At 67.9% G+C, this 6294-nt stretch carries 6 protein-coding genes; 2 read left to right on the top strand and 4 right to left on the bottom strand.

The window, feature by feature from the left end; all coding sequences use genetic code 11:
- Positions 1-548: TRAP transporter small permease (locus AC1D2K_RS27795; RefSeq protein ID WP_478092732.1), on the top strand; the 548-nt coding region annotated here is incomplete at its 5' end.
- Positions 545-1825 (top strand): TRAP transporter large permease, encoded by a 1281-nt coding sequence (locus AC1D2K_RS27790; protein ID WP_478092730.1) that lies wholly within the window; start codon positions 545-547, stop codon positions 1823-1825. The genes AC1D2K_RS27795 and AC1D2K_RS27790, both read left to right, overlap by 4 nt.
- Before the next feature lie 119 nt (positions 1826-1944).
- On the opposite strand, the gene AC1D2K_RS27785 is transcribed toward AC1D2K_RS27790, so the two are convergent.
- The 4 genes from AC1D2K_RS27785 to AC1D2K_RS27770 all read right to left on the bottom strand — a co-directional run bounded on the left by AC1D2K_RS27785 (position 1945) and on the right by AC1D2K_RS27770 (position 5928).
- Positions 1945-2445: a hypothetical protein gene (locus tag AC1D2K_RS27785; protein WP_478092728.1), complete on the bottom strand. Its 501-nt coding sequence runs from the start codon at positions 2443-2445 to the stop codon at positions 1945-1947.
- 557 nt (positions 2446-3002) lie between these two features.
- Positions 3003-3710, bottom strand: a complete 708-nt coding sequence (locus AC1D2K_RS27780) for an arylmalonate decarboxylase (RefSeq protein WP_478092726.1) — start codon at positions 3708-3710, stop codon at positions 3003-3005.
- Positions 3711-3712: 2 nt separating this feature from the next.
- Positions 3713-4729 (bottom strand): Bug family tripartite tricarboxylate transporter substrate binding protein, encoded by a 1017-nt coding sequence (locus tag AC1D2K_RS27775; RefSeq protein ID WP_478092723.1) that lies wholly within the window; start codon positions 4727-4729, stop codon positions 3713-3715.
- A gap of 44 nt (positions 4730-4773) precedes the next feature.
- Positions 4774-5928 carry a mandelate racemase/muconate lactonizing enzyme family protein gene (locus tag AC1D2K_RS27770; RefSeq protein ID WP_478092721.1) on the bottom strand — a complete coding sequence of 385 codons (1155 nt, stop codon included), beginning with the start codon at positions 5926-5928 and terminating at the stop codon, positions 4774-4776.
- Positions 5929-6294 lie beyond the last annotated feature (366 nt).

The raw sequence follows: 6294 nt of genomic DNA, 5'->3' as shown, positions 1-6294 counted from the left end.
AGGAGTGGCTGATCGCCAGCCTCATGGGCGGCGCGACCCTGCTGATCTTCGTCGCCGTGGTCCACCGCTATCTGGCGGGATTGCCCATGGCCGGCCTGCAGGACTGGCTGCTGCAGGTCCACCTGGGCTGGGCCCAGGAGCTGTGCATCTTCATGTTCGTCTGGATGGCCAAGTTCGGCGCCGCCTATGGCGTGCGCACCGGCATCCATGTCGGCGTGGATGTGCTGATCAACCGCCTCGAGGTGCCGATGCGGCGCCGGTTCGTGCTGTTCGGCCTGTTCGCCGGCGCCCTGTTCACCGCGGTGGTCGGGGCGCTCGGCGCGCGGCTGGTCTGGGGCCTGGCGCAGAGCGACCAGACCACGCCCGACCTGGAGCTGCCGAGCTGGCTCGCCTACCTGGCGATCCCGCTGGGGTCGTTCCTGATGTGCTTTCGCTTCCTGCAAGTGGCCGTGACGTTCTGGCGGACCGGCGAACTGCCGCGCCACGACCACGGCCATGTCGAAGGCCTGGACGCTGCCGGCACGCCGGCCCTGGAGGCGCGGCCATGAACAGCCTGATCATCTTCTCCCTGCTGGTGCTGCTGATGCTCAGCGGCATGCCGATCTCGATCGCGCTCGGACTGACGGTGCTGACTTTTCTGTTCACCATGACCGAGGTGCCGCTCGAGGCAGTGGCGCTGAAGCTGTTCACCGGCATCGAGAAGTTCGAGATCATGGCGATCCCGTTCTTCATCCTGGCCGGCAACTTCCTGACCCATGGCGGGGTGGCCAGGCGGATGATCCACTTCGCCTCGGCGATGGTCGGCCACTGGCACGGCGGCCTGGGCCTGGGTGGCGTGCTGGCCTGCGCGCTGTTCGCCGCGGTGTCGGGGTCGAGCCCGGCCACGGTGGTGGCGATCGGCTCGATCCTGCTGCCGGCGATGGTCGCGGCCGGCTTTCCAAAGCGCTTCGGCGCCGGCGTGATCGCCACTTCGGGCGCGCTCGGCATCCTGATCCCGCCGTCGATCGTGATGGTGATGTATGCGGTGGCCACCAACACCTCGATCAGCGCGCTGTTCATGGCCGGCGTGGTGCCCGGCATCGCGCTGGCGCTGCTGCTCGGCGTCGTGACCTGGTACCGGGCCTGGAAGAACGATTACCCACGCTTGCCGAAGATGGGCTGGGCGGTGCGCCTCAAGGCCTTTCGGGAGGCGATCTGGGGCCTGCTGCTGATCGTGGTCGTGATGGGCGGCATCTACACCGGCATCTTCACGCCCACCGAGGCGGCCGCGATGAGCGCGGTGTATGCCTTCGTGGTCGCGGTCTTCGTCTACAAGGACCTGGGCCTGAAGGACGTGCCGCGGGTGCTGCTGAACTCCGCCAACATGAGCGCGATGCTGCTCTACATCATCACCAATGCGGTGATGTTCTCGTTCATCCTGGCCAACGAGAACATCCCGCAAGACCTGGGCCACTGGATGATCGCGCAGGGCCTGGGGCCGATCGGCTTCCTGCTGGTCTGCAACCTGGTGCTGCTGGTGGCGGGCAACTTCATGGAGCCCTCGTCGATCGTGCTGATCCTGGCGCCGATCCTGTTCCCGGTGGCGATGCAGCTGGGCATCGATCCGGTGCACTTCGGCATCATGATGGTGGTCAACATGGAGGTCGGCATGTGCCATCCGCCGGTCGGCCTGAACCTCTACGTGGCCAGCGGGATCACGAAGATGGGCATCGCCGAGCTCACCGTGGCGGTCTGGCCCTGGCTGCTGGCGATGCTGGGCTTTCTGGCGGTCGTGACCTACTGGCCGGGGCTGTCGCTGTGGCTACCGGGGCTGTTGCTCAAGTAGCCGGCGGCCGGTGGCCCGCGGGCGAGATCGAGGCCATGGGCATTGCGAACTGTGTCGGCGAGCGTCTTGAATGCGCCCCATCTGAAAGATGGCGCGCGTCAGCAAGCTCCGCCAGGAGATCAGGGAAATGACGCAGCGGCCTTCCAAAGGTCGAGGTACGCAGCCGCCTTCTCCTTCGCAATGGCGGCGCTGCTGCGTTCAATCGATGCGGGTGATTTCTTCGCAAAGTCCGCGATCGACTGGGACAGGTTCCAGACCTCCGCACGATCGATCAGCAGCAGGCGGTCGTGCAGCGACCTGTCGCGTGCGAGGCGGACTTCCAGGGGGCGCGATGCCTTGTACTGCGCCTGCCAGCGACTGACTGCTGGCGCGAGGCTCGACTTGCTCCCGGCGCGATCGCCGAGGATGCGGATTTGAACGCCTTCCCGCGCGGAGATCGCGATGTCCGTCAGGGCCGTCGCGTTGACATAGGGATCGACGATCAGGATCTCGCTCCGGGCCGAGCCAACGACCTTCGCCAGCTCGACAAACACCTGGAAGGGCGAGTGGGTGGCGATGAATGCGCCGCCTGCCACCTCGGCGCTGGACGGCTCGGCGCGCGGCAAGGCGCGATCGAGCATCGATGCGAGGCCATGCCTGGGCGCGATACCAGGAAGTCCGGGTCGCTGGGCCGCCGGGCGGCGGCGGTTCGATCTCGTTGCGTCGAGGGTGACCCGGTGGGCCGGGCCGTTACGGGAGTCCACGAAGACCTGCACCGTCCCGCCGTAGACGGCGATGGCGATGCTGGAGGGTTGACTATGATTCGAAGTAGCCATGATGTGCGTTTCCTTCCAAGGTGTGTGCACGTTGTGGTCAGAGCCTCGTTGGTGTTGACGCACCTTCGGGGCTCGTCTTTTTGCCTCAGATGGATGTTCTGGAACTGCAGGACATCCCGCCCTGAGGCGCGGCATTGTTCGCTCGGTGCTCTGGGGGTGGCAGCGGATCTCCTTTCCTGCATGGGTGTGGCGTGAGCACAGCCATTTCACCGCGAGCGATTGCAGAACGAACTGAGACCGTTCGGAAGGAGGGATGTGAATGATCCGAAAGTGTCGTCGCTTGCTTCGCAACGCATCGGTGATTTCAGCGGGCGCAAGGCACAGAGCGTGCTGCGCGCCGCCGGCGCATCGATCCGCCTCGCTCAGGCGAACAGGCGCCCGTGGCCTGGCGAGCGCGCATCCAGACCGGCACTGCGCACCAGCTCCCGGAAGCCCGCGGGCGAGCTCGAGACCACGGGCACGCCGTGCCGTGCCTCGACTTCGCGCACCGCGTCGAGCGTGACCAGCCCGCCGCACGAGATCAGGATGCCGTCGGCGCCCGGGCTGGCCTCGAAGACCGTCGTGCACAGGTCGACCAGCACCTGGGTCGGCACGGCGCCGACCGCCTGCACGTCGGAAATCGACAGCCCCTGCAAGGCCAGCGGCTCGAAGTCGCTGTCCTGCAGGTAGCGGCGCAGCTGCAGGTTGACCTCGTCGATGTAGGCGGTGGCCACCGCGACCCGCCGCACGCCCAGGCTGCGCAGGCCGCCGACGATGGCATCGCTCATCGTGCTGCAGGGCAGGCCGGTGGCGCGCGCCATTTCGGCCTGCAGCTGCCGGTTGAAGGCAGCGCCGCGGAAGAAGCTCAGCGAGGTGCCCATGAGCGAGACGGCGCCGACGCCGAGGGCGGCGAGCTCGACGGCCTTCTCGATCACCGAATCGATCACCTCGGTGTAGCCGCGCGTCGAGATCTCGCCCAGGCCGAGCCCGCGCGCGCTGAAGCGGATGCGCTCGCCGTACAACAGCGGGCCGTCCACCGGCACCGCGCCGGCGGCAGGCGGCACGATCAGGCCCAGGTGGGGTTGCGCCATGGTCAGGTCCCTTCCGCGACGATGCGCTGCTCGGTGATGATGCGTTTCCAGCGCGCGTTCTCGTCGACCAGTTCCTTGCGCAGCTGCGCGGGCGTGGCGAAGGCCCGCAAGGTGCCTTGGGCGGCGGCCGCGGTGGCGGCCTCGGGGGTGTCGAGCACGGTCTTCACCGCGGCCGCGAGCTTGTCGACGATCTCGTCCGGCGTGCCGGCCGGCGCCAGCAGGAAGAGGCGCGGCGCGACATCGAAGCCCGGCAGCGCATCGGCCAGCGGCGCCACGCCGTCCGCGGCTTCGAGCCGCGCGGTGTTCATCAACGCCAGCGCGCGCAGCTTGCCGGCCTTGGCTTGCGCCATGCCGGCCGTGGCGCTGACGACGCCGATCGGCACCTGCCCGCCGACCACGTCGGGCACGATCTGCGCGGCGCCGCGGTAGGGCACGTGCACCACGAAGCTGCCGGTGGCCTGCTTGAGCATCTCGAAGCCCAGGTGCTGCACGGTGCCGACGCCCGAGGTCGCAAAGGAATAGCGGCCCGGATGGGTCTTGAGTTCGGTCACCAGCTCGGCCGGCGTGCGGGCCGGGAAGTCGTTGCCCGTGACGATCATCAGCGGCGAGACGAAGGCGCCGGCCACCGGCTTGAAGCTGGTCAGCGGATCGATCGCGATCTTCGGCTGCAGCAGCTTGGCAATCAGCATCGCGCTGTCGCCCATCATCAGCGTGTAGCCGTCGGGCGCCGCCTTGGCGACCAGGTCGGCCGCGATCATGCCGGTGGCGCCGGCGCGGTTCTCGACCACCACCTGCTGGCCGAGCACCGCCGGCAGGCGCGCGCTCAGGATCCGCGCCGCCGCATCGACACCGCCGCCCGCCGAGTAGCCGACCACGAGGCGGATCGGCTTGTCGGGGTACTTCTGCGCCCAGGCGGCGGTCGTGCCGAATGCGCCCGCCAGGGCGAGGGCCAGTGCCAGGGTTCCCGTACGCAGTGCATGCCGGCGTGAGGGCCGAATCGCTTGTTGTCTCTGTTTCATCGTGTCTCCGTTGTTCTTTCTAACCCGATGCTTGTGCGGGCGCTTCAGGCTTTGCCCTTGCCGTGCGAGGTCGGGAGTTTCGCCAGTTCGCGCACCCGGTCCGCATTGGGCGCGAAGCCCAGCCCCGGCGTCTCGGGCAGCGTGAGCCAGCCCTGGTCGGGCACCGGCAGGCCGTCGAAGATCTGCTCGAGCATCTTCACCGCCACGTAGTGGTATTCGACCATCCCGCCGTTGGCGACGCCCGCATGCAGGTGCATGTTGTGGAAGGGCCAGGCCCCGCCGTTGTCGATCGGCACGTTGAAGGCCTGCGCCATGCCGGCGATCTTCAGGCACTGCGAATAGCCGCCCGAGATGGTCACGTTGGGCTGCAGCACGTCGGCCGCCTGGTTCACCAGCAGGTCGCGAAAGCGGAACGACAGGCCCTCGTTCTGGCCGCAGGCGAGCGGGATCGTGGTGCGCGTGCGCAGCTGCGCCATCTGGCGCACGTCGTTCTGCGTCAGCGGCTCCTCGAAGAAGCTGATGCCGTAGGGCTCGATGCGCCGTGCCAGGTCGCTCGCATGGAACAGGTCGAGGCCGCAGTTGGCGTCCACGTAGAGCTTCACGTCGGGGCCCGCGGCCTCGCGCACCGCCGCCACGCGGCGCACGTCTTCGTCGATCACTTCGTCGATCGGCCGCGGCTCGTCGCGGCGCGCCAGCGCATGGCCGCCGACGGTCATCTTGAGGCGCCGGAAGCCCTGCGACACCCAGAGCTTCGCGGCCGCGGCGAGCTCGTCGCGCTCGAAGAAGCCGAAGCCGAAGGTCGCGTAGACCGGGACCCGCGAGCGCGCGCCGCCCAGCAGGCGCCACAGCGGCTGGCCGAGCGCCTTGGCCTTGAGGTCCCACAGCGCGATGTCGAGTGCGGCGATGGCATGGCTGGCGTAGCCGGTCTGCCCGCGCGGCGACAGCAGCCAGTAGAGCTTTTCCCAGAGCCGCTCGGTGGCCATCGGGTCTTCGCCGATCAGCGCCGGTCCGGCCACTTCGCGCACCGCGGCGGCGATGATTTCCTCTTCGGTGATGGCGGTCATGCCATGGCCGACGAGGCCGGTGTCGGTCTCGATCTCGGTCAGGCAGAGCGACAGCGAGGTCTTTTTGTCGAGGCCCAGCACGTCGATGGTGACCGGGATGTTCAGCGGCGTGGCGCTGACGCGGATGATCTTCAAGAAATGTCTCCTTGGCGGGTTCGGCTTCGCGATTCTTGACGCGTGGGCCGAGGAGAACAATTCGTTTGTGGCGGGCGCGAGGCTTCGCGAATCACGAAGGCTCAGGCCGGCGCCGGGCCGCCAGCGCGGCGAAGTCGGCGCCGCCGAGATCGGGGGGCGGAAACGCCTTGAGGCCGTTGCTGCGGGCGGTTCCCCGCGGAAATGCGGCTTGGCGGGGCAAGCACCTACTAGGCCCGAATCTGGGCCAGGATGTAGGGATCAAGGTCGTCTGTCGGCTGCAGATTCAACCGATCGATGCAACGATCTGACTGAACATCTCAGCCGGTGTTTGGAAGTCGAGAGTCTTCCTGGGTCGCTCGTTCAACC

The organism is Variovorax sp. P1_H12_2, assembly GCF_056405335.1.
This window is presented reverse-complemented; position numbering and strand designations above follow the sequence as displayed.

Excerpts from the sequence above, each read along its gene's own strand:
- AC1D2K_RS27790 (WP_478092730.1), top strand. The coding sequence starts at position 545 with ATGAACAGCCTGATCATCTTCTCCCTGCTGGTGCTGCTGATGCTCAGC.
- AC1D2K_RS27785 (WP_478092728.1), bottom strand. The coding sequence starts at position 2,445 with ATGCTCGATCGCGCCTTGCCGCGCGCCGAGCCGTCCAGCGCCGAGGTG.
- AC1D2K_RS27780 (WP_478092726.1), bottom strand. The coding sequence starts at position 3,710 with ATGGCGCAACCCCACCTGGGCCTGATCGTGCCGCCTGCCGCCGGCGCG.
- AC1D2K_RS27775 (WP_478092723.1), bottom strand. The coding sequence starts at position 4,729 with ATGAAACAGAGACAACAAGCGATTCGGCCCTCACGCCGGCATGCACTG.